Here is a 20,113-nt window from a genome sequence, read left to right on the forward strand (position 1 = left end):
AACCACGCAGTGAGACTGAGATGTCAGCTAAATCCCTGGCGATCCCCGCCATCCTGTTGGGCAACGTTATGCAGAACCATGGCGGCGGCCCCAAATGCGACGGTATCCGTGGCGGAGATATCCGGCAGGCAGATCTCGGGTTGCACGACACGGCTGCCCTTTAAGCTATCCAGCCTGGAGAAGTCGAGCCAGACCGCGAGCCGTTCACGAACGCTTTGAGGCAGTGTTCCCCCCACATAGATCGCCGCAGGGGCAAGAACAGCGTTCAGCATAAAGCCCAGACGGGCGATTTCCGGGCCTGTTCGTTCGATCCATTCGTCGAGAACGCTGACGTTTTCAGTAAGGAATCGCTGCCAGATGTCTTGTGAGCGCCCATCCGGTATCTGGCCGAGGCGATGCTGACACCATGCCGCAAGGTCAGTAAAGGAGGGGCGGGGCCTGTCGAGTGGCAGTAACAGACCAATTTCGCCCGCGTTGCCAAGATGACCGCGATAACGCTGTCTACCCAGAATAATGCCGCTGCCGACGCCTTCTGACAGATAGAGATAGAGAAAGTCTTCATGATTAGCCGCATTACCCAGTGCCATTTCACCCATCGCTGCAGCATTGGCATCATTCTCAATTAACACCGGACAGCCCAGCGCCTGCTGAATGGACTCGAACAGTCCGGGTTCATCCCAGGAAAGCACCTCGGGAGCCAGATGAAGGGGAGCAACGCCCCGCTGGAATCGCGTGGGCATGGCAATGCCTGCACCAATCACTAAAGTATCCGGAATGTGGTTTCTCTCAAGCAGGGCTCTGTGCCCCTTCTGAATCGCTGATCGGGCCGTGGCGAAGGTATCGTAAAGGCCGCGCAGCTCAATTTCGTCAACCCGCTTCCCTGTGAAATCAAGCAGCATCAGCGTAATGGAGAAGCGGCTGGCATGAACTCCAACGGCATAACCAATGGCGGAATTCAGCGTGAGATCAATGTGCGGAGCGCCCCGGCCAGACGGGCGACGCGCCCCTTCGACGATGATCCCTCGCCTGATGAGATCGCGGGTCATCATGCTGACGGCCGCCGCTGTTACGCCACAGCCCTCGGCGAGCTCGGCACGCGATGCGGCGTGGTTGCGACGCAGATAACGCAGCACCGCAGACTGCGTTGTTCCGATTCCTTCCCAATGCTTCGATGAAGTCAATGCCGCTTCTCCCTGTCGTTGTCGCGTGGTCATGAACCTGTCATTTAAATAAATTAACTTACTTAAATAATAGGTACAACGGGAATAAAAACCATGTCGAAAAAACGCACTCTCCTGGCAAGCGTAATGATTTCCGCGCTCTGTGTCGGCATTGCCCATGCCGAAGAGATCACCATCAAACTCTCCACGCTTGCTGAGCGCAGCGCACCCAACCGCATCACCAATATTGAAGATGCCGCCGACATCATGAACAAGCAATTCAAGGCTGCGGGTGTCGATAAACATATTGTGATTCAGGCCAACAGCAGTGCGGTCAAAGGCTGGGACGACTTCGCGATGGACATGCTGAAGGCGATGTCCGTCGGGCAGGGGCCGGATATCTATGTACTGCCTCATGAGTGGATTGGCCAGTTTGCTAAGGACGGTTATGCCTTGCAAATGAACGATAAGATCGCTGCTGCGCCGTGGGTCTACAGCGATATCCTGCCTGTGCTGTGGGATGCAGCAAAAGCAAACGATGGCAAGATTTATGGCATACCGCAGGATGCCGAAATACGCATGTTTTTCTACAACAAAGATATGTTGAGAAAAATCGGCAAGGATGAAGCTTTTATTAACGCTATCCCTGCCAGGGTGGAATCCGGTGATTTTACGCTTGACGATCTGACTGCGCTGGCCAAAGAGGTCGTGGACGGTAAAGCGGCCCAGTATGGCATGCTGCACCGCCCGAACGTGGGTATTGATTATCTTATGGTTTTTCAGTCATACGGCGTGAAATTTATGGATGAGAAGACCGGCAAACTCATCTTCCCCAAAGCGGAAATGGCCGACGCCCTTGGCTGGTATGCGCGTAATGCTAAGCAGGGCGTTACGCCTGTCGATAATACGGCGATGAGCTGGGATGCCATTCAGGGTGCGTTCAAGCAGGAGAAGGCGTTTATTTTCCACCAGGGCGTTTGGGCGGTAGCCTGGCAACTGGGTGACAAAAATGGGGCCGTCTGGCCGTCGGACAAAGACGGTTATTTTCATAAGATAGGCTGGATTCCTGCTCCCGCGGCCAAAAAGGGCGGCCAGCCCTCAAACCTGTCGCATCCGCTTCTCTATACGGTGAATGCCAAAAGTAAAAATGCCGACATCGCTGCCGAACTCGTGGCACTGGCAACGTTGCCCTATTTTAACAACGAACATGCCGTAACCTCCTATCACACCGCCATCAGCAACGCGCAAACGGCGATGCCGAAATACCGGGATAACTGGGTGTTGTCTGCTGCCTCGCCCATGATGGCGCATGCGAAGTTCGTGCCCAATCAGACGCAGTTTGGCAGCTACAACAAGGTACTGTTCAGCGGCCTTCAGGCCGTGGAAACAGGGAAAATGACCGCAAAACAGGCCGTGGATTTTATCGCTGAAGAGTTAGAACTGCAGTTCGGCGACGATATAGAAATCCGTTCGTCCGTTGCCAGCAAATAGGGTTTAGCCCGCCCAATGCGATCGTTAATATTGAGGGAGGTGAGATGATGTCGCAGTTCCAGCCACGGGCGCACCGACCCGCCCGGCCCGTCTTCTATCTCGCGCCCGCTATCGCGCTGTTGGTCGTTTTTTTCCTGGCGCCCATCATCGTCAATACCGTTATCGCCTTTACCGATATGGGCGCGAATCTTCGGGTCGGTCAATTTACACTGCATAACTTTGAGCGGATTGTGTCGCGTGATGCGCGTATTCCTGGCGTGCTACTAACAACGCTGATTTATGTAACGGCGACGCTGTTTCTTTTCAATGTCGGGCTGGGTGCGCTGCTGGCTATCACATCAACGGCAATCCCTGACCGACTCGGGAATCTGTTTCGCGGTCTCTGGCTTTTGCCGCGCATGTCACCGGCCGTGCTCTACAGCATTCTGTGGATATGGGTGGCCGATCCCACGCCGTCCGGTTTGCTTAATCAGATAACGGGTTCCTTCGGGCTGCAGCCGATGAATCTGCGCAATGATTTCCCCTTGTTTCTGATCGTGGTGGCAAATGGCCTGGTCGGCGCATCCTTTGCCATGGTCATTCTGACGTCAGCGATTCGTTCCATCCCTTCACATCTTGCCAATGCGGCACGGATAGATGGGGCGAGCGAGTGGGGCGTGCTGCGTTATGTTGTGGCCCCCGCGCTGTCTCAGCCCATTCGATTTATTACGATCTATCAGGGGCTCTCCCTGATGACGACCTACGAATACATTCTGCTCATCACCGGGGGCGGTCCCGTTTACGACTCCACACCTTATGCGCTCTACATCTACCGTCGTGCCTTTGAAAATGGTGCTTATGCCTATGGTGCTTCCCTGGCGCTGGGGTTGATGGTGATCGGCGTCGCCGCGACCTTAATACAGTGGCGTGTCAGCAATATGCGCGCGACATTCGCCGCGCCGAAAATCGAGGTATTGTGATGTCACTCGTCCAAACCACATCGGTTGCCACATCGAAATGGGCCCGTCTTGAACGCAGAGGTACCGTCAATCGTGTCGGCTTCCTTTCTGTGGTCATTCTCTTCCTGACGCTGATTTCGGTTCCGATCCTGCTGCCTTACCTCTGGCTTCTTGCGAAATCCCTGACCACCTCTGATGCATCTATCAGTCGGCTTGTTCTTTGGCGCACCAGCGCCATTGCGGGCGTGGCTTATCTCGGCGCGCTCGTGCTTGCTTTTATGGCAGAGCGCTTGCGCAGGCCGGTATTGTCCTGGAGTGCGCTCGGCATCATCGTGCTGCTCCTCGTGATGATCTTTCTGATGCCCTATCTGACGTTGCACAACTACCGGTTTCTCTGGCTGCGGGATATCGCGAATACCGGCACAACGCGTGTGGATCTGATGCCGTCGGTCTGGACGGCACTGGGCAGCTCCCTGATCTTTGCCGTCTCTCAGACGCTGATTGTGACGATCGTCGCCACGCCAGCAGCCTACGCGCTATCCCGCTTTGCCTTTGCCGGCCGGGAAAATTTTCTTCGCGGTTTGCTGCTGTTACATGCTTTCCCCGCGCTGGCACTCACCATCGCCATCTTTATCCAGCTCCACTATATGGGCCTGCTCAACCATCTCTCCGGCGTGGTGATGGTCATGAGTGCGCTGGAACTGCCCTATGCGATCTTTGTTCTTAAAGGCTTTTTTGACGGCGTGCCCTGGGATATTGAGATGAGTGCGGTGACTGATGGTGCCACCCGTTTTCAGGCCTTCCGCATGGTGGTGTTGCCCCAGGTGCGCAGCGGACTGATTGCGATCGCCACCTTTACCTTTCTGCGCGGTTGGGAGGAGTACGTCTTTGTTCAGACATTACTCATCGACAAAAGCCAGATGACGATGAGCCTCTACCTCTTCTTTGTTGCACAGGACAATACGGGTGCGGATTACGGCATGATCGCCGCCGTCGGCATTATTTACCTGCTCCCCGTGCTCGTTCTCTACACCTTCACGCAGAAATACATCACCCAAATGAGTTTTGGCGGTATTAAGGGATAATTGTCATGGCCTCGATCACTCTCAACAATGTCACCAAAAACTGGGGCGAGACCCAGGTCCTGAAACCGATCAATCTTACCATCGAGAACGGCGAATTCGTCGCCATCCTCGGGCCATCTGGATGTGGTAAATCAACGACGCTGTTTCTGCTGGCGGGGCTTTATGCGCCGAGCAGTGGTGAGATCGCGTTTGACGGGCACAATGTCAATCGCATTGATGCCCGCGATCGTAATGTCGGTATCGTCTTTCAGTCTTATGCGCTTTACCCGAATTTGACGGTGCGTGAGAACATCGCGTTTCCGTTGCGCTTTAAAAAATTAGATAGAGATCAAATCGCCAGGCGCGTGGAAGAAGCGGCCAGTCTTGTACAAATCAGCGCACTACTCGATCGACGTCCGTCGCAGCTTTCAGGTGGGCAGCAGCAGCGCGTGGCGCTGGCTCGCGCCCTGGTCAAGGAACCGAATATCCTGTTACTTGACGAACCCCTTTCTAACCTTGATGCAACACTCCGTATCACCATGCGGACAGAGCTTAAGAATCTTCAGAAACGTCTTGGCTTCACCACCTTGATCGTCACTCATGACCAGATGGAAGCCATCACCATGGCCGATCGGATTATCTGTATGAATCAGGGCGAAATCGTCCAGATCGGTACGCCAGAGGATCTTTACCGACGTCCTGACGATCTTTTTGTGGCAGGATTTATCGGCTCGCCGCCCATGAATCTGGTGAAGGGGCAAGCCCTGGGGCGCTTTCTGCAACTGGGACAAATGTCACTCGAACTGAATCACGGATACGATGGCCCCGTCTGTTTTGGTCTGCGTCCGGAGGATATCAGCCTGGTTGCCCCTGATGATGCGCCGCTATGTGGAGAGGTGATGACCGTTGAGCCGATAGGACGCGAAGTGTTTTACACGATCGACACGCCAGCCGGCAGGCTCCATGCACTGGAATACGGTGAAGCAGTGCGTCATGCGCCCGGTTCCCGAATCGGTATCGCATGCCAATCCGCGCTGACCCTGATTTTTAATTCGTCCGGTAAACGCATCGTCGATCTTCATGCCAACCTCTCCGTATTCTGCCATACCGGCAAACATGTCCATGCTGCCAGCTAACAGGAAATTACCCTAATGACCCGAATCGTCTCACACCGTGGCGCCAACCATTTCGCGCCAGAGAACACCTTCTTTTCCGCAGACCTGGCGCTGGAACAGGGGGCTGATTACATTGAGCTGGATGTGCGAGAAAGTGCCGATGGCGTGCTCTACGTTATCCATGATGAAACGCTGGATCGTACCACTAACGGCACCGGCCCTGTGGGTCATGCCTTATCGCGCGATATCGATGCGCTGGATGCAGGAAGCGGATTCGACGAGCGCTTTAAAGGTGCCATGGTGCCGCGGCTTGATGCTTATCTTGAGCATTTGCGCGGTCGCGCGGGCGTTTATATCGAGCTGAAATACTGCGATCCGGCTAAAGTAGCTGCATTGGTACGGGATCTCGGTATGGTCCGTGACACATTCTTCTTTTCGTTTTCCGAGGAAATGCGCCGCGGTCTTCAGGCCGCCGCGCCGGACTTTCGTAAAATGATCACCCTTGATATCGCGATGTCGCCCTCTCTTGTGAGAACCGTTCATCATGCATCGCTCATTGAGTTGAGCGTAGAACAGATGCGTAATCGAGCCATCCTTGAAGCGAGCCGTCAGGCCGAGCTTGAAATCATGGTTTATTACGGTGGTGACGACATAGCAATTCATCAGGAAATCGCGGCGGCGGGCGTCGATTATATTAACCTTAATCGGCCGGATATTTTTAGTACAATACGTAATCAAACAGCCATGTAATATGATCGAATAGCGCACCTGAAGGTGTTTTTCATTGGGAAGCACCTTTAGAACGTCGAAGCAAAATACTGCTTTGAAATCAAAATAATCTCGATGTTTGAATTGGACGAAGGTAGTGCAAGGTTTTTACAATGAAGAGAATATTTGGATAGTGAATTCTGATTTGATAAAAGTGTATTTCCAAAGGATGTAATTTGTACGCATAAGCGAAAAGATGTTTAACGTAAATGATTTTTTAAATGGTGCTATTTTTTATTATTACATTTAAGTTATATATATGCATGCCGAAAAATATTTTCTTTTTTATATGTTAATTTCAATTTGAAACTCATTAAGGGTGAAAAAGGAAAAGCGAAAAATATTCTGACATTCTCTATCTTTAGATATTTTTGAGAAGGTTTTAGCTTGGTGGCTATATTTTAATTGTGTGATGAGTGTCATGGTTTTTTTGTTCAGGCAAGGTTTTCATTCTGTCTGAAACGATCTGAAAAGTTGCCTTGGATGTGCTGAATTTTTATAAAGCAACCAGGTTATATCTATTTTTTAATTTTCAATCTTTATTAAAAGCAATGATTTGACGTAAAGAAAAGAGCTTGGGAGTGATATGTTTCTTTAAATACATTGATATATGATTGCTGTGCTGGATTACTCCTATAAAAGAATTCGATGATAATTCTCCGTCAACAGAACATGTGGCATCTTAACTTTAAGCTATGATATGATAAATTTAATACCATATCGACTCAGGGCGCACTGAATGAACGATTTTGAGCAAAAACTTCTCGATAACGGTTTTTCTGCCAAGAATATCGGTAAACTCAAAAGCATCATTAACAAAGATGAATCTAAAAAAGACACACTTCAGAGTCTCGTGATTGATCTTAGCAAACGCTTTTGGGGAGGGGTCATTGCTCTGGTTATTTTGGCTCTAATTGGATTGAACGGCATTTTTAATGCAGACTCTTCAAATGCCATCCCATACATCATCGTCCTGACTTTCGCTTTCTTCGTGGTGTATTTCGTCACGCCTCTTAACTTAGCCTGGAAATCATACAAATTTATCAGGAAGAATAAACATTAGTTCTGTGCAGGATTGTTTTTCATTTGGTAAAGGTTCATACCTATTCCAGTTCCCTTGTGTATAGCACCCAAACCTTTGAGAGCGAGTGCTGGTTTACTCAGAAGCTGGACTTTGCGATAGTGATCGGTTGGTAGATATTTGTATAACCTCCATGCTTCAGGTTTTAGGGTAAGCTTGAAAAGGCCATAGTATGATGTTGTCAGGTCCACGACCTGGTAGGTTAACAATCCTAAGCGCTTATCAAAACCGAGAAAATCGGCTGCGTCTTCATATTTATCTCTTACTGGGTTAGATGGGTGAGGCACACCACTTAGCTTACCTATACTCTCAATCCCAGAACCCACACCATTCATCACCAGGGCTGAGCCTGCCACTACTCCGATAACATTGCCTGTTGTTACAGAGCCTACGATTAGACCAACCCCTGCAACAATTTGCATGCCACTCAGCACGACGCCGATACCGTCAATGACATACCCAATGACTTTTTCATGGTCATGGTAAAACTGCACAGAAGACGATACGACAGCTTCTCCTGTTCTGAGCATCCTGTCTTGAATCTTCAAGTTTTGGGTTTCCTGCTTGAGATTTTGGATGCACTCCTGACATTTGTCATCCGAGGTAGCAGTGCGGATGGTTTGAAGCTGCGAGCGGCTAAACTCTCGCACTTCATCCTGAAACTTCAGGCGAACAAGGGCATCCTTGAGATGGAACTGTGAGAGGGATGTTGCCACATTGACTAAGTGGTTGGCCTCCAGGCTTGCCATAGTCAGAAAGTAGCTTGATTGCCTGTTTCTGTCCCAGTAGTTGTCCATAACGATACCTTTGTTTAGCAGGATTTATCGAATATTAAAGTAGCGTGGGTTAAGAAACAAAACAAATACATCCAAAGCAAGGTTTGAAGAAGAGGGGGCAATGAACCCGGGATTTGACGTAGCGAAGGACAGGAGAGATTGATTCGTCTTTAACGCTTCGTCATGTAAGTGGCCTGATGTTGTTTATGAAGACACATCTAAGTTTTTAGTAGCTTAACTGAAGGAAGAAGGGTTCAGATGAATGTCTAAAATGAGGTTAAGTAGACTTGAAGAAAGGCATACATGGTGTCCCCTGCAGGAATCGAACCTGCAACTAGCCCTTAGGAGGGGCTCGTTATATCCATTTAACTAAGGAGACGCCAGCGCAGTATACCGCAGTTAGGCGGCAGGATTCACTACACCGCCGCGCGTTTGCTCATTCTGTCAGCAATTTAGCGTTCTTCTTGTTGCTGCTGACGTTTTTTCTCCGCTTTACGTCGTTCCGCTTTCGCCTTTGCCTGGGCAGCTTCGCCCATATCATTGCGAATCTGCGCATGGCTGATCAGGGCGAAAATCAACGTACCGCCCGTCAGATTGCCCAACAGCGTCGGGATAGCAAAGGGCCAGAGAAACTCGGTCCAGGGAATGCTGCCGTTAAATACCAGGTAAAGCACTTCGACGGAACCCACCACGATATGCGCCAGATCGCCCAGCGCGACCAGCCAGGTCATCATCACAATGACAAACAGCTTGGCGGCACCGGCATAGGGGAACATCCAGACCATGGTGGCAATGATCCAACCTGAAATCACCGCATTCGCAAACATCTCGCCCGGCGTATGTTCCATTACCTTCATGCTGATGTCGGTAAAGGCCTGGCGGGTGGCTTCATCAAAAATCGGCATTTCAGTAAACGCCAGAGCTGCGAACGCTGTCCCGATAAGATTACCCAGCAGCACAATGCCCCACAGGCGAAGCAATAAGCCAAGATTGCTCACAGTGGGTTTGTGCATAAAGGGCAGGACGGCGGTCACGGTGTTTTCAGTGAAAAGTTGCTGCCGTGCCATAATCACAATCACAAAGCCAAAGGTGTAGCCAAGATTTTCCAGTAAAAACGCGCCGGGCACGCCATCCAGATGCACCTGAAAAATGCCCTTAGCCATCAGCGAGGCGCCCATCGACAGCCCGGCAGCGATAGCTGACCACAGCAGCGCCATGCCGTCACGTTCCAGCTCTTTTTCCCCGTCCTGACGAATCTCCTCATGGATAGCGGCGGCGCGAGAGGGCAGGGCGTCTTCATCCACTTCAATATCCTCCTTGCCCTGTTCTTTCTCTTCGCTGTCTACGTCGTTAGGTCCCTGACTGGTGCTTGATGAAGGCTTCATGTTTTCTCCTGGTAACAGTGCAAATGCGTTATAAGCGTAGTCGTTTTTTGGCCCGCGAAATTGTTTCTACAACAGCTAACAAAAGTTACAACATTTTGCTGTGGTGCGCTTTTTGTCCGCTTAACGTCGTGAAAAGCACGAATATCTAACCTCAGTGGGAAAGGGGGCCGCGCACGGTCTTCGGCACACTGCAACATTGTGCTATCATTTGCGCCTTATTTGGCTGGCGCGATTTACCCCTCCATGTTGGAAATCATGAATCTGCTTTGTGTGCGTGATGAACGTGCGCTCTTTGAGGCGCTCACGTTTCGCGTGTCGGCAGGTGATATCGTACAAATTGAAGGGCCAAACGGGGCCGGTAAAACGTCGCTGCTACGGATTCTGGCCGGGTTGAGCACGCCTGAACACGGCGAGGTGCGTTGGCAGTCGCAGCAAATTCATCAGCAACGCGATGTCTGGCATCAGGCCATGCTTTATCTTGGGCATCTGCCGGGGATCACCTCGGCGTTGTCGGCGCTGGAAAATCTACGCTTTTATCATCCGAACTGCCGCGATGAGCATATTTTTACTGCACTAGCCAGCGTCGGACTGGCGGGCTATGAAGACGTGCCAGCCGCGCAGCTCTCTGCAGGGCAACAGCGGCGAATCGCGCTGGCCCGGCTGTGGCTGACCCAGGCAACCCTGTGGATTCTGGATGAACCCTTAACCGCTCTTGATCCTGTCGGCGTCGACACCTTAATGGGGCGCTTTGCGGAACACGCGCAACAGGGCGGTTCTGTTATTGTGACGAGTCATCAGGCGCTGCCGGGGCTGAACGGCCAGATAAAAACCGTTCGCCTGCATGCCATGGAGTGGCAGTAATGTTGTGTCGTCTTATTCAACGTGAATTACGCATCGCCTGTCGTCGCGGTGCGGAGGTGGTTAATCCACTGTGGTTTTTCCTGATCGTGATTACGCTTTTCCCGTTGGGTATCGGTCCCGATCCTCAGCAACTGGCCCGGATCGCGCCTGGTATTGTCTGGGTTGCCGCGTTGCTCTCCTCGCTGCTGGCGCTGGAAAGGCTGTTTCGCGATGACTTCAATGACGGCACGCTGGAGCAACTTTTATTGTCTCCCACGCCGCTACCGGTCATGGTGCTGGGCAAAGTGATTGCCCACTGGCTGGTCACCGGCTTGCCGTTAATCCTGCTTTCGCCGCTGGCGGCTCTGTTGCTGTCCCTGGATATCCCGAGCTGGCGAGCGGTGGCACTGACGCTGCTGCTGGGAACACCGACGCTGAGTTTTCTTGGCGCAATTGGGGTGGGGCTGACTGTGGGATTACGTCGTGGTGGCGTGCTGCTCAGCCTGTTGGTCCTGCCGTTGGCGATTCCTGTCTTGATTTTTGCCAGCGCGGCCATTGATGCCGCAGGACAGGGCGTCGCCATTGGCGGTTATCTGGCGTTACTGGGGGCAATGCTGGTCGCGAGTGCAACGCTGGCACCTTTTGCCACCGCCGCGGCGTTGCGGATTACGCTGCACTAAATCAGCACGCCTCAGACGTGTTATTAGCGTTTATTTTAATGTGAGCAATTGAACATGTGGAAAGGATTACATCAGCTGGCTAAGCCCGAACGGCTCTATCAGTTGTGCGGTCGCCTGCTGCCGTGGTTTGCTCTGGCCAGTGCGGCGGTACTGCTGCTGGCCTGGGTATGGGGATTTGGCTATGCACCGGCAGACTACCAGCAGGGTGACAGCTTTCGCATTATGTATATCCACGTTCCGGCGGCCATGTGGTCGATGGGGATATACAGCGCGATGGCCGTTGCGGCGTTCACGGGGCTGGTCTGGCAGATGAAAATGGCCGATTTAGTGTCAGCGGCGATGGCGCCAATCGGTGCCGTGTTTACCTTTATCGCGCTGGTCACCGGTTCTGCCTGGGGCAAGCCGATGTGGGGAACCTGGTGGATATGGGATGCCAGACTGACGTCAGAACTGGTGCTGCTGTTTTTATATCTGGGCGTGATTGCGCTGTATCAGGCCTTCGACGATCGTCGCATGGCCGGGCGGGCCGCAGGCGTGCTCATTTTGGTCGGGGTGATCAATCTGCCCATCATTCATTTCTCTGTGCAGTGGTGGAATACCTTACATCAGGGATCGTCCGGGTTGCTGCAACAGGCGATCGCGCCGCCGATGCGCACGCCGCTGCGCTGGGCCATCCTGGGTGACCTGCTGTTGTTTATCACCTTAACGCTGATGCGCTTACGTAACCTGATTCTGCTTACGGAACGTAAACGTCCCTGGGCAATTGCCCTGGCGAAGACAAGGAGCAAAGTATGACGCCCGCTTTTGCCTCATGGCATGACTTCGTTGCCATGGGCGGCTACGCCTTTTATGTGTGGCTGGCGGTGGCAGGCACGCTGGTGCCGCTTTTCGCCCTGATCTTGCATAGTAGGTGGTCACACCGACGTTTGCTGGCGGACATTCGCCAGCGTGATGCACGGGAGCGCCGCCTGCGAGCGGCCAACGTTCAACGTACCGCCAACCATACGGCAGGAGAAGAGAAGTGAATACCCGCCGTCGTAATCGCCTGTATGTCGTGGTGGCGATCCTTGCCGGACTTGGACTGGCGACCGCACTGGTGATGTATGCGCTGCGGTCCAATATCGATCTGTTTTATACGCCGGGTGAAATCCTGGAGGGAAAAGGCGATGCGCACATCAAGCCTGAGCCCGGACAGCGCCTGCGCGTGGGCGGCGTCGTGATGCCTGGCAGCGTAACGCGGGATCCCCACACGCTGGCGGTTTCCTTCCAGCTTTATGATGGTCGCGGTGTGGTCAACGTGAGCTTTGTCGGCATTTTACCGGATCTGTTCCGCGAAGGTCAGGGCGTTGTCGCGCAGGGCGTACTTGAACCCGGCAACCTGATCAAAGCCAAAGAGGTGCTGGCAAAACATGATGAAAACTACACGCCTCCCGAAATCAGCACCGCGATGAAACCCGCACCCTCTGCGCAACAGGCCGCGAATAACCCGGCAGGACGTACACCATGATGCCAGAACTGGGCAGTTTCTTACTCTGTCTTGGATTAGCGTTGGCGCTGCTGCTCAGCGTCTATCCTCTGTGGGGCGCCTGGCGCCAGGATGCCCGCCTGATGGGCATGGCGCGTCCGCTTGCCGTTGGCCTGTTTGCCTGCGTCGCGGGGGCTTTTATGCTGCTGGTCTGGGCGTTTATCGTTAACGATTTTACCGTGAGCTATGTCGTCAACAACTCAAACTCACTGCTGCCGGTTTACTACCGCATTGCGGCCACCTGGGGCGCGCATGAAGGATCGTTGCTGCTGTGGGTGCTGCTGCTGAGTGGCTGGACGCTGGCCGTGGCAATTTTCAGCCGCGGTATGCCGCAGGACGCGCTGGCTCGGGTGTTGTCGGTAATGGGAATGATCAATCTGGGCTTTTTGCTGTTTATCATCCTCACCTCCAATCCCTTCAGCCGAACGCTGCCCGATTTTCCCGTAGACGGTCGCGATCTTAATCCAATGTTGCAGGATATCGGCCTGATCTTTCATCCGCCACTGCTGTATATGGGCTATGTCGGATTCTCCGTGGCCTTTGCTTTTGCCATCGCCTCATTAATGGCGGGACGGCTGGATACCGCCTGGGCGCGCTGGTCGCGTCCCTGGACTACCGCCGCCTGGTTATTCCTGACCATTGGCATCGTACTCGGTTCCGCCTGGGCGTATTACGAACTGGGCTGGGGCGGCTGGTGGTTCTGGGACCCGGTGGAAAACGCCTCCTTTATGCCGTGGCTGGCGGGCACCGCCTTAATGCACTCGCTGGCGGTTACGGAAAAACGCGGCACCTTCAAGGCCTGGACGGTGCTGCTGGCTATTACCGCGTTCTCCCTGAGCCTGCTCGGCACCTTCCTGGTCCGTTCCGGCGTACTGGTCTCGGTACATGCTTTCGCCTCCGATCCGGCGCGCGGCATGTTTATTCTCGCATTTTTGGTCATCGTGATTGGCAGCTCGCTGCTGCTGTATGCCATTAAAGGCGGCCAGGTGCGCAGTCGGGTGCAAAATGAGCTCTGGTCGCGAGAATCTTTTCTGCTGGGGAATAACGTGCTGCTAATCGCGGCCATGCTGGTGGTCCTGCTCGGCACGCTGTTACCGCTGGTGCATAAACAGTTAGGGCTGGGCAGCATTTCCGTTGGCGAACCCTTCTTTAATACCATGTTCAGTTGGCTGATGGCTCCGCTGGCGTTAATGCTCGGTATTGGGCCGTTAGTGCGCTGGCGACGCGATGAGCCACAAAAGCTGGTTCGTCGTCTGCTGATAGCGCTGCTCGTGACGCTGCTGGCCTCCGTGCTGCTGCCCTGGTGGTTGCAGGATCGTGTTGAAGCCATGACGGTGGTGGGATTACTGATGGCGGTATGGATCATCCTGTTGACCCTGATGGAGCTGCATGAGCGTGCCACTCATCGTCATCGTTTTTTTACCGGATTACGTCACCTTTCGCGCAGTCACTGGGGCATGGTGCTTGGACATCTCGGCGTGGGCGTCACCGTTATTGGCATTGCGTTCAGTACCCAATACAGCGTTGAGCGCGACGTGCGCATGAAAGCTGGCGACAGCGTCGATATCCATCACTACCATTTTGTTTTTCGTGATGTTCAGGACTTACAAGGCCCTAATTACAGCGGCGGCGTGGCGGTCATTGACGTTTCCCGCAAGGGCAAGCCGGAAGCCGTGTTGTATGCGGAAAAACGCTTTTACTCTGCCGCGCGCACCATGATGACCGAGGCGGCGATCGACGGCGGCTTTACCCGCGATCTTTACGCCGCGCTGGGTGAAGAGCTCAGTGACGGTAGCTGGGCGGTGCGTATCTACTACAAACCCTTCGTCCGCTGGATCTGGTTTGGCGGCTTGTTTATGGCCGTCGGAGGGCTGTTCTGTTTGCTGGACCCGCGCTATCGCTCGCGCAAGAAAGCCGATCGCGAGGTGCGGACATGAAAAAAATTCTGTTTATTCCGCTGGGATTATTTTTACTGCTGGCTGCCGCGCTGCTGTGGCAGCTGTCACGTAATGCGGAAGGGGACGATCCTTCACGGCTGGAATCGGCCTTAATTGGTAAGCCCTTGCCCGTGTTCAGGCTGGAGGCGCTGGATAAGCCAGGCAAAACCTATGATCAGCAAACGTTGATCACCGGTAAACCACTGTTGCTGAACGTCTGGGCAACCTGGTGTCCGACCTGCCGCGCCGAGCATCGCTATCTTAATGAGCTGGCAGAGCAGGGCGTTCGGGTTGTAGGGTTGAACTACAAAGACGATCGCCAGAAGGCAGTAACCTGGTTGAACACGCTGGGTAATCCTTATGCGCTCAGCCTGTATGACGGTAACGGGATGTTGGGCCTCGATCTCGGCGTTTATGGCGCACCTGAAACCTTTTTGATTGATGGCAAAGGCATTATTCGCTATCGCCATGCTGGCGATCTGAACCCGCGCGTCTGGCAACAGGAAGTCAAACCCTTGTGGGATAAATACACGAAGGAGAGCGGCGCATGAGATCCCTGATGATGATGCTCTGTGGGCTGCTGTTTAGCGCCAGCCTGTGGGCCGCGATTGATACCTATGCGTTTGACTCCGTGGCGCAGGAGGAGCAGTACCGTGAAATCACGGCCTCGCTGCGCTGTCCCAAATGCCAGAACAACAGCATCGCCGATTCTAATGCGATGATTGCGTCAGATATGCGGTTGAAAGTTTATCAACTGATGAAGCAGGGGCAGAGCCGTCAGCAAATCATCGACTATATGGTGGCGCGTTATGGCAATTTCGTCAGTTACCAGCCGCCTGTCACGCCCTCAACACTGATCCTGTGGGCTGGCCCGGCGCTGTTTGTGATTGTGGGCGGTACCGTGATCGTGTGGCGTAGTCGTCAGCGTAAAACCCGAAGCGAGCTTGATGACCAGGAACAACAGCGTCTGGCGGCGATTCTGAAGTCGGACAGGAAACGATAATGGCCGTTTTTTTACTCACGATTTTTCTGCTGCTGCTGGCGGCCTGCATACTGTTTTTAGCCGCAGGCTGGCGTCAACGTGAAACCCACACGGCAGCGCGCGACAACCTTAATACGCATTTTTATCGGCAGCGGCTGGCTGAGATGACCCTGGACGAAGAGCAGGGCGTGATTGCCGATCGCGCCGTGATGGAGCAGGAGTTACAGCAAACCCTGCTTAGCGATATTCCGCCCGCTACGGATGCCCACTCGCACCGCAGCCGTCGCTGGGTGCTGTTACCCGGCCTGATCGTTTTAGTTATCGTGTCACTGGCAAGCTATCTTAAAACCGGTGGCTTAACGCAGTTAAGTGGCTGGCTCCAGGTGCAGGAAGTGTATCAGGCGCTGCGCGCCCAGCTCATGGATCCCCATGCCCGGCCACTTACCCAAGAGCAGCTCTCTCGCCTGCAGCTCGGTTTGCGCAGCCAGCTGCAAACCGAACCTGATAACCTCAGTGGCTGGGCGATGCTGGGCCGCCTCGGTATGGTACTCAACAATGCCACGGGCGCGCGTCAGGCTTTCGAGCATGCGTTGCAGCTGGCACCGAATAATTTTGCCCTGCAGCAGGATTATGCTGAGGTGCTGACGCGATCGGGCGATCCTCAGGATAACCGCCAGGCCGGGCTGCTGCTCAAGGATCTGCTTAAACAGCATCCGCAGGATATCCGCACCCTAAGCCTGCTGGCCTATAATGCGTTTGAACAACAGCAGTATTCGCAGGCGATAGACAGCTGGCAAACCCTGTTGCAGGTGTTACCGGCCGACGATCCTCGTCGTGAGGGCATTGCGCGCAGCATTGAACACGCTAAAACCGATGCCGGGCAGCAAAGCAGTCAACTAACGGTCGAGGTCACGCTTTCTCCCCAGGCAGAAAAAATGTTACCGCCGGGCGGAGTCATGTATATTTCGGTGACTGACGGCGTCTCGCCCGTACCGGTCGCGGTGAAGCGCATATCGCCCGGACATTTTCCCGTGTCGCTGACGCTGGATGACAGTAATGCGATGTTGCAAGAGCGACGTCTTTCAACGCAGAAACAGATTCAGGTTCGCGTCAGGATTGCACGAAATGGCCGTGCAAATCCTGAGCCGGGTGACTGGTTTGGCGTCAGCACGGTAGTCCCCTGGGATGGCCATCAGCACATTGACGTCGCGATTGATAAACAGCAGCCTTAACCGGCTGGCGTCTGGCAATGTCTGAATCTGCCAACCGCACGGGAGATATCAGCTATGCTTGCTGGACTGCGCTGATCTACCCGCTGAAACTCAGCAGGGTATAAATAACTTATATGCACAGGGAGAAAAAAATGGATCACCGCCTGACCAGCCTGGCTTTGACCAGTGTGCTTCTGGTTGGTTGTGCCAGTTCAAAGCCTGCTGACGATGCGCCTGCAGGGCGTAGCGATCCGCTTGAAGGTTTTAACCGCACAATGTTTAACTTCAACTATAACGTGCTGGACCCTTACGTGCTGCGCCCTGTGGCAGTGGCCTGGCGCGACTATGTTCCCGTGCCTGCGCGCGCGGGCCTCAGCAACTTCCTGGGCAACCTCAGCGAACCTGCCAGTATGGTAAATGCGATTCTGGTCGGCGAGCCGCGCAATGCAGGTATCCACTTTACACGTTTCTTCCTGAATACGGTGCTGGGGCTGGGCGGTTTCATTGATGTCGCCGGTAAAGCCAATCCGGAACTGGCGCGCCAGGGACCGCAGCGTTTTGGTACCACGCTCGGTCACTATGGCGTGGGCTATGGCCCTTATGTGCAGTTACCGGCCTATGGCAGCTTCACGATACGTCAAGACGGCGGTGATTACGTCGATACGCTTTATCCTGTGCTTGGCTGGTTGACCTGGCCCATGTCCATCGGTAAATGGACGCTGGAAGGCATCGAATCGCGCGCACAGTTGCTGGACTCGGATGCTATCCTGAAACAGCAACGCGATCCTTACGCCTTTATCCGTAGCGCCTACTTCCAGCGCTACGACTTCCTGGCGCGCGGCGGCAAGCTGAAGCCAGAAGAAAATCCGAATGCGGCGGCGATCCAGGACGATCTGAAAGACATTGATTCGCAGTAAATCATGGCCCGCCTGAAGCCGCCTGTCGCAAGGGCGGCCTGATAAGCGGCCCGGGGTGATGACGTGAAGCTGTTACAGGGTTGTCACCAGGCTGCATGACGTGTGACGTTCCCATGAGCAATAAAAAAGCGACACTCAGTGTCGCTTTTTTTATGCATTTCGCGCATCAGAACTTGTAGTTGAAGCTTGCGCCATACAGCCAGGCTTTACCACTAGAGTTAAAGGTATAGGAGCCTTCCTGCACGGTCACTTTCTGACCGTGCATGTAAGACACGCCGACGTCTACCGATGCATCGTCGTTAAACGCATAAGAGGCACCGGCGCTCAGCCACAAACGGTCCTGATCCGGGATAGAGATAGAACGCTTGTCAGCCGGAACCGGGCTGTCATCAAAGGCGATACCGCTGCGGAAGGTCCAGTTTTTGTCGTACTGGTAGGTGGTACCCAGTGCGATGCGGTAGGCATCGTGGAAACCTTCATCTTTATAGAACAGCGTCTGGCCGTTTGAGCCCGTTGCTTTCAGCTCCTGAAACTGACTCCAGCTGGTGTAGGCCAGGCTATAGTGCACGGCCCACTGTGGTGCCACTTTATGCCAGCCTGAAACTTCCCACATTTCCGGCAGGTTCAGGGTCAGTGACCCCGGAATGGTGTTACCGCTTGTGCCAAAAGGCGCACCGGGGATGTTAAAGGCATTGAGGGCAGTAGGCAGATTACTTTTGTAATCCCCATCGAAATCGATTTTCACTTCAGAGCGGTAGGTGAAGCCGAAACGGTTGTTTTCATCGACTTCATAAAGAATACCGGCGTTCCAGCCATAGCCCCATTCATCTCCCTTCAGACGAGCAATCTGGGTATCCGCAGGAATTCTGAGTGCCGAGAAGGATTCGCCAGCGTAGCGCTCAATTTTTGCTTTGGCATAAACCGCATCAAAGCCCACACCGAAGCTGAAGTGTTCATTAAGACGATAGGCCGTACTGAGGTTCAGGTTAGCGGTCATCAGATCGGTTTTTCCACCGAATCCGCCCGCGGTATAACCGTTGTTAAACTCTGTCGCCAGGCCGTAGTTAGACGTCGCTGACGCGCCTACCCACCACTTGTCATTGATCGGCTGGACGTAATGCAGGTTAGGGATCCATTGGTTCGGTGCGATGTTTTTCGCGTCCAGGCTGCGGCCCGTCGGGCTTTGGCCACTGATATCCACTTCAGGATCGATGTAAACCGCACCGATTGAAAATTCAGGGCGGTCCATGAGTGCCATGGTTGCCGGGTTACGACTGGCTGAGGCCGCCGTATCACCCATTGCGCCTTCGCCAGAATAAGCGCGACCTAAACCAATGGAAGAAAATTCATTTAACTGAAATCCGGCTGCATATACGTTAGAGGAAATAAGCGCTACTGCAGCTGCCACGGCTGACTTTGCGAACAGGTTTTTATGGTTCATGACCACAACCTCATGTGAATTATTATTTAACGTTGTGACGTCGCGTAACAAGGAACGGCGGATTGTATGGACTGATGTCAAATGCACATATCAGACCAGTGCGGAGAGTATAGGTCCGACCTGTACACATGTTGCAATATTGTTTTTAAAATATTTCCAATTTGATAGGTGAAAATTCGATCTGCTTAACACTTCTCGGGAATAAATGGGCAGAGCGGCAGGAGCAAAACTGATCCACATCAAATTTTATTGTGATATTCGTCACTTAGCGCGGTGTGTGTAGCGGGTTGATAAGCCAGAGCGTAAAATTTTCAGCAGAAAACTCATCCACCTTATGATGTGATGTCAGGAGAAAATCATGACAAATGCTTTAAAAAAATGTAGCGCGACGGAAACGGCTGCCTGCTGTTGCGTTGATGTTGGTACGGTGATGGATAATTCAGACTGTACGGCCAGCTGGTCAGCATGGTGTAAAGATCGCGCCGATGCCGAAACGAAACTGGCGCAGCTGACGGAAAGGGCGCGGCAAGTCGAGTCAGAACCCTGCGTTATCGATTCCAGCATGGTAGAAGAGGCCGGTGGCGTGCAGCTTAATATCGACTTTACCTTTAGCTGTCAGGCCGAAACCCTGATTTTCCAACTGGGTTTACGTTAAACATTTCGGCGCCGCTGCTCCGCGGCGTTTTTCATTTTCGTGTTTCTTATCTCACTTTTCTCCTCCTGATGTTGGCGGCGCACCCGCTTGTGGTTAACACTGTGGATCAGGTCAGACCTCTTTCGGCAATGATGCCTCGGTCACGAT

At 53.4% G+C, this 20,113-nt stretch carries 21 protein-coding genes and 1 tRNA gene; 17 read left to right on the forward strand and 5 right to left on the reverse strand.

Going from position 1 to position 20,113, the window contains the following annotated elements:
• Positions 1-23: 23 nt before the first annotated feature.
• Positions 24-1,214 carry an ROK family transcriptional regulator gene (locus NXS97_RS19855; protein WP_042676770.1) on the reverse strand — a complete coding sequence of 397 codons (1,191 nt, stop codon included), beginning with the start codon at positions 1,212-1,214 and terminating at the stop codon, positions 24-26.
• A gap of 60 nt (positions 1,215-1,274) precedes the next feature.
• Between NXS97_RS19855 and NXS97_RS19860 the strand changes: the two genes are divergently transcribed.
• The 6 genes from NXS97_RS19860 (at position 1,275) to NXS97_RS19885 (ending at position 7,599) form a co-directional block, all read left to right on the forward strand.
• Entirely contained in the window at positions 1,275-2,651 is a 1,377-nt protein-coding gene (locus tag NXS97_RS19860) for an ABC transporter substrate-binding protein (protein WP_014594220.1), read from the forward strand.
• 44 nt (positions 2,652-2,695) lie between these two features.
• A complete protein-coding gene (locus NXS97_RS19865) occupies positions 2,696-3,610 on the forward strand; it encodes a carbohydrate ABC transporter permease (protein ID WP_200286851.1) in 915 nt (304 codons plus the stop codon).
• Positions 3,610-4,674: a carbohydrate ABC transporter permease gene (locus tag NXS97_RS19870; protein ID WP_105078817.1), complete on the forward strand. Its 1,065-nt coding sequence runs from the start codon at positions 3,610-3,612 to the stop codon at positions 4,672-4,674. The genes NXS97_RS19865 and NXS97_RS19870 overlap by 1 nt, the downstream gene beginning before the upstream one ends.
• A gap of 5 nt (positions 4,675-4,679) precedes the next feature.
• The gene (locus NXS97_RS19875) at positions 4,680-5,789 is read left to right on the forward strand and encodes an ABC transporter ATP-binding protein (RefSeq protein WP_105078816.1); all 1,110 of its coding nucleotides are present in this window, start codon (positions 4,680-4,682) and stop codon (positions 5,787-5,789) included.
• Positions 5,790-5,804: 15 nt separating this feature from the next.
• The gene (locus NXS97_RS19880) at positions 5,805-6,518 is read left to right on the forward strand and encodes a glycerophosphodiester phosphodiesterase family protein (RefSeq protein ID WP_014594217.1); all 714 of its coding nucleotides are present in this window, start codon (positions 5,805-5,807) and stop codon (positions 6,516-6,518) included.
• A gap of 757 nt (positions 6,519-7,275) precedes the next feature.
• Positions 7,276-7,599: a hypothetical protein gene (locus tag NXS97_RS19885; RefSeq protein WP_013026586.1), complete on the forward strand. Its 324-nt coding sequence runs from the start codon at positions 7,276-7,278 to the stop codon at positions 7,597-7,599.
• On the opposite strand, the gene NXS97_RS19890 is transcribed toward NXS97_RS19885, so the two are convergent.
• The 3 genes from NXS97_RS19890 to NXS97_RS19900 form a co-directional block, all read right to left on the reverse strand.
• Positions 7,596-8,414, reverse strand: coding sequence for a DUF4225 domain-containing protein (locus tag NXS97_RS19890; RefSeq protein ID WP_013026585.1), 819 nt, complete (start codon positions 8,412-8,414; stop codon positions 7,596-7,598). The two genes, NXS97_RS19885 and NXS97_RS19890, sit on opposite strands and share 4 nt — an antisense overlap.
• A 283-nt stretch (positions 8,415-8,697) precedes the next feature.
• A tRNA-Arg gene (locus NXS97_RS19895) sits at positions 8,698-8,772 on the reverse strand.
• 73 nt (positions 8,773-8,845) lie between these two features.
• Complete coding sequence (locus NXS97_RS19900; RefSeq protein WP_014594216.1) at positions 8,846-9,778, reverse strand: formate/nitrite transporter family protein; 933 nt, start codon at positions 9,776-9,778, stop codon at positions 8,846-8,848.
• 243 nt (positions 9,779-10,021) lie between these two features.
• On the opposite strand from NXS97_RS19900, the gene ccmA reads away from it, so the two are divergent.
• From ccmA to mlaA, 10 genes are all read left to right on the forward strand, one after another.
• Entirely contained in the window at positions 10,022-10,639 is a 618-nt protein-coding gene (gene ccmA, locus NXS97_RS19905) for a cytochrome c biogenesis heme-transporting ATPase CcmA (RefSeq protein ID WP_116219877.1), read from the forward strand.
• A complete protein-coding gene (gene ccmB, locus NXS97_RS19910) occupies positions 10,639-11,298 on the forward strand; it encodes a heme exporter protein CcmB (protein WP_014594214.1) in 660 nt (219 codons plus the stop codon). Before ccmA ends, ccmB begins: the two co-directional genes overlap by 1 nt.
• Before the next feature lie 54 nt (positions 11,299-11,352).
• On the forward strand, positions 11,353-12,093 hold the full coding sequence (locus NXS97_RS19915) for a heme ABC transporter permease (protein WP_014594213.1): 741 nt from the start codon (positions 11,353-11,355) through the stop codon (positions 12,091-12,093).
• Positions 12,090-12,323, forward strand: a complete 234-nt coding sequence (ccmD, locus tag NXS97_RS19920; RefSeq protein WP_014594212.1) for a heme exporter protein CcmD — start codon at positions 12,090-12,092, stop codon at positions 12,321-12,323. The genes NXS97_RS19915 and ccmD overlap by 4 nt, the downstream gene beginning before the upstream one ends.
• Positions 12,320-12,805, forward strand: coding sequence for a cytochrome c maturation protein CcmE (gene ccmE, locus NXS97_RS19925; RefSeq protein ID WP_014605342.1), 486 nt, complete (start codon positions 12,320-12,322; stop codon positions 12,803-12,805). The genes ccmD and ccmE overlap by 4 nt, the downstream gene beginning before the upstream one ends.
• Positions 12,802-14,760: a heme lyase CcmF/NrfE family subunit gene (locus NXS97_RS19930; RefSeq protein ID WP_116219878.1), complete on the forward strand. Its 1,959-nt coding sequence runs from the start codon at positions 12,802-12,804 to the stop codon at positions 14,758-14,760. The genes ccmE and NXS97_RS19930 overlap by 4 nt, the downstream gene beginning before the upstream one ends.
• Positions 14,757-15,311, forward strand: a complete 555-nt coding sequence (locus NXS97_RS19935) for a DsbE family thiol:disulfide interchange protein (RefSeq protein WP_013026577.1) — start codon at positions 14,757-14,759, stop codon at positions 15,309-15,311. Before NXS97_RS19930 ends, NXS97_RS19935 begins: the two co-directional genes overlap by 4 nt.
• Positions 15,308-15,763: a cytochrome c-type biogenesis protein gene (locus NXS97_RS19940; protein ID WP_022623449.1), complete on the forward strand. Its 456-nt coding sequence runs from the start codon at positions 15,308-15,310 to the stop codon at positions 15,761-15,763. The genes NXS97_RS19935 and NXS97_RS19940 overlap by 4 nt, the downstream gene beginning before the upstream one ends.
• On the forward strand, positions 15,763-16,974 hold the full coding sequence (gene ccmI / locus NXS97_RS19945; protein WP_259232788.1) for a c-type cytochrome biogenesis protein CcmI: 1,212 nt from the start codon (positions 15,763-15,765) through the stop codon (positions 16,972-16,974). Before NXS97_RS19940 ends, ccmI begins: the two co-directional genes overlap by 1 nt.
• Positions 16,975-17,105: 131 nt before the next feature.
• Entirely contained in the window at positions 17,106-17,870 is a 765-nt protein-coding gene (gene mlaA / locus NXS97_RS19950; RefSeq protein WP_014605347.1) for a phospholipid-binding lipoprotein MlaA, read from the forward strand.
• 166 nt (positions 17,871-18,036) lie between these two features.
• On the opposite strand, the gene fadL is transcribed toward mlaA, so the two are convergent.
• Positions 18,037-19,311, reverse strand: a complete 1,275-nt coding sequence (gene fadL, locus NXS97_RS19955) for a long-chain fatty acid transporter FadL (protein ID WP_024471543.1) — start codon at positions 19,309-19,311, stop codon at positions 18,037-18,039.
• Positions 19,312-19,669: 358 nt separating this feature from the next.
• On the opposite strand from fadL, the gene NXS97_RS19960 reads away from it, so the two are divergent.
• Complete coding sequence (locus NXS97_RS19960; RefSeq protein ID WP_014594205.1) at positions 19,670-19,966, forward strand: YfcZ/YiiS family protein; 297 nt, start codon at positions 19,670-19,672, stop codon at positions 19,964-19,966.
• Positions 19,967-20,113 lie beyond the last annotated feature (147 nt).

This window comes from Pantoea sp. B623 (assembly GCF_024814475.1).
GTDB classification, from domain to species: domain Bacteria; phylum Pseudomonadota; class Gammaproteobacteria; order Enterobacterales; family Enterobacteriaceae; genus Pantoea; species Pantoea ananatis.